Genomic DNA, 241 nt, shown 5'->3' on the forward strand with positions numbered 1-241 from the left:
CCACCCCGAGGGGCTTCATCGTTCGACTTGCATGTGTTAAGCACGCCGCCAGCGTTCGTCCTGAGCCAGGATCAAACTCTCCGTGAATGTTTACCGGATATCCGGTGACACTCGCGTTGAGCGGGACGGTCGAGCCGGAATAGGGCCGACCGTCCACAGCGTCCTCGCTGTGTATGTCGCCTGCCCGCCACGAGGGCCGACAGGACTTTCAAAGGAACCTCGCCATCCGAAGATGGACGGG

General features: G+C 61.4%; 1 rRNA gene. It reads right to left on the minus strand.

What is annotated here, in order from left to right:
* Positions 1-87, minus strand: a 16S ribosomal RNA gene (locus OO54_RS41175); the annotation flags it as partial.
* Positions 88-241: the final 154 nt, after the last annotated feature.

The organism is Streptomyces wedmorensis, assembly GCF_000716445.1.
Taxonomy (GTDB): domain Bacteria; phylum Actinomycetota; class Actinomycetes; order Streptomycetales; family Streptomycetaceae; genus Streptomyces; species Streptomyces wedmorensis.